This window comes from Nocardioides sp., assembly GCF_036401255.1.
Classification (GTDB): domain Bacteria; phylum Actinomycetota; class Actinomycetes; order Propionibacteriales; family Nocardioidaceae; genus Nocardioides.
This window is the reverse complement of record NZ_DASWVI010000441.1, coordinates 1-2,539: the sequence shown is the minus strand read 5'-3', so window position 1 is coordinate 2,539 and position 2,539 is coordinate 1. Positions and strand designations below refer to the sequence as shown.

The 2,539-nt window shown below is 73.2% G+C and carries 2 protein-coding genes; both read left to right on the top strand.

Annotation, left to right across the window (positions count from 1 at the left end; translation table 11 throughout):
* A partial coding sequence (locus VGD85_RS20160) for a uroporphyrinogen-III synthase (protein WP_331065218.1) occupies nucleotides 1–1,359 on the top strand: 1,359 nt, incomplete at its 5' end.
* A 9-nt stretch (nucleotides 1,360–1,368) separates the two neighbouring features.
* Nucleotides 1,369–2,379 carry a porphobilinogen synthase gene (gene hemB / locus VGD85_RS20155; RefSeq protein ID WP_331065217.1) on the top strand — a complete coding sequence of 337 codons (1,011 nt, stop codon included), beginning with the start codon at nucleotides 1,369–1,371 and terminating at the stop codon, nucleotides 2,377–2,379.
* Nucleotides 2,380–2,539 lie beyond the last annotated feature (160 nt).

Genomic DNA, 2,539 nt, shown 5'->3' with positions numbered 1-2,539 from the left:
CAGGCCAAGCGCGGCCTGCGCGTGGTGCGGCTGATGGCCGGCGACCCGTTCCTCTACGCCTCCGGGCCGGAGGAGGCGCAGGCGTGCGTCAAGGCGGGCATCGGCTTCGAGATCGTCCCCGGGGTCTCCTCGGTCAGTGCGGTCCCGGCGTACGCCGGCATCCCGCTCACCACCAAGGACAACCGCGAGGTCGCGGTCGTCACCTGCGGCGAGCGCGTCGACTGGAGCCAGTACGCCTCGACCCGCACGCTCGTGCTGCTCTCCGCGGTCGGCCAGATCGGCGACATCAGCAAGGCGCTGGTGGCCGCCGGCCGCTCCCCGGAGACCCCGGTCGCGATGACCCGCGTGGGCACCACCACCGAGCAGGCGACCGTCACCTCCACGCTCGAGCGGATCGCCGCCGACGCGCGCGCCGCCCGGATGACCCCGCCGGCCATCACGATCGTCGGCGACGTCGTCGACCTGCGCGAGACGCTGTCGTGGTTCGAGACCAAGCCGCTATTCGGCTGGCGCGTGCTCGTGCCGCGCACCAAGGAGCAGGCCGGGTCGCTCTCGGCCCGGCTGCGCGGCTACGGCGCGGTGCCCGACGAGGTGCCGACGATCTCGGTCGAGCCGCCGCGCAACCCGCTGCAGATGGACAAGGCCGTGCGCGGCCTGGTCGAGGGACGCTACGAGTGGATCGCGTTCACCTCGGTCAACGCGGTGCGCGCCGTCCGCGAGAAGTTCGAGGAGTACGGCCTGGACGCGCGGGCGTTCTCGGGCCTCAAGATCGCCGCGGTCGGCGACAAGACCGCCCAGGCGATCGCCGACTGGGGTCTGCGTGCCGACCTGGTGCCGTCCGGTGAGCAGTCCGCGGCCGGGCTGCTGGCGGACTGGCCGGAGTACGACGAGGTGCTCGACCCGATCAACCGGGTGTTCCTGCCCCGCGCCGACATCGCCACCGAGAACCTCGTGGCCGGGCTCGTCGACCTGGGCTGGGAGTGCGACGACGTGACGGCGTACCGCACCGTGCGTGCGGCGCCGCCGCCGGCGCCGACCCGCGACGCGATCAAGACCGGCAAGTTCGACGCGGTCGTGTTCACGTCGTCCTCGACCGTGCGCAACCTGGTCGGCATCGCCGGCAAGCCGCACCCGTCGACGGTCATCGCCGTCATCGGCCCCGCCACCGCGAAGACCGCGGAGGAGCACGGGCTGCGCGTCGACGTCCTGGCCGCCAAGCCCGACGTGGACGCGCTCGTCGACGCGCTCGCCGACTTCGGGGCGTCGCGGCGGATCGCGATGGTGGAGGCCGGGCTGCCGGTGACCAAGCCGTCGGACCGCAAGCCCTCGGGGCGGCGCAAGACGACCACGGCGCGATGAGCCGGGCCGATGCCTGAGTCCCCGGTGCCGCCGTCGACCGCGGTCGGTCCGATCATCCGGCCGCGCCGGCTGCGGACCACCGCGGCGCTGCGCCGGATGGTCGCCGAGACCACGCTCGAGGCGCGCCAGCTGGTGCTGCCGGTGTTCGTGCGCGAGGGCATCGACGAGCCGCGGCCGATCGGGTCGATGCCCGGGGTGGTCCAGCACACCCGGTCCTCGCTGCTGCGCGCGGTCGCGGAGGCCGCCGAGCTGGGCCTGGGCGGGGTGATGCTGTTCGGCATCCCCGAGACCAAGGACGCGGTCGGTTCGGGTGCGATCGACCCGGCCGGGATCCTCAACCTCGCGATCACCGACGTCGTCGCCGAGGTCGGCGACGCGCTCACCGTGATGAGCGACCTGTGCCTCGACGAGTTCACCGACCACGGGCACTGCGGCGTGGTGACCCCGGACGGCAAGGTCGACAACGACCGGACGCTGCGCCTGTACGCCGAGATGGCGCTCGCCCAGGCCGACGCCGGCGTCGACATGGTCGGCCCCAGCGGGATGATGGACGGCCAGGTCGCGGTGATCCGGCAGGCGCTCGACGCCGCGGACCACACCGACGTCTCGATCCTGGCCTACTCCGCCAAGTACGCCTCCGCGTTCTTCGGCCCGTTCCGGGAGGCCGTGGACTCCTCGCTCCAGGGCGACCGGCGCACCTACCAGCAGGACTCCGCGAACGCCCGCGAGGGCGTCCGCGAGGCGCTCCTGGACGTCGCCGAGGGCGCGGACCTGGTGATGGTCAAGCCGGCCCTGCCCTACCTCGACGTGCTGCGCCGGGTCCGTGACGCGGTCGACGTGCCGGTCGCGGCGTACAACGTCTCCGGTGAGTACGCCATGCTCGAGGCCGCCGCCGCCAACGGCTGGATCGACCGCGAGCCCGCGATCCTCGAGACCCTCACCTCGATCCGCCGGGCCGGTGCCGACGTGATCTTGACGTACTGGGCTGCTGAGGTGGCGAAGATCCTCGCGCGGCGCTGAGCGACCCACGCCGGCCGGAGGTTCCACCCGCGGACGTGCGACTCAGGCCGACGCTCGGCTCACCGGGTCTCGAGACGCCGGTCGCGAGCTCGTTCCTCGCTCGCGCGGCTCCTCGACCTAGCACCCGGTCTCGCGCCTCGTCGTGCTCGACCGCAGGTCG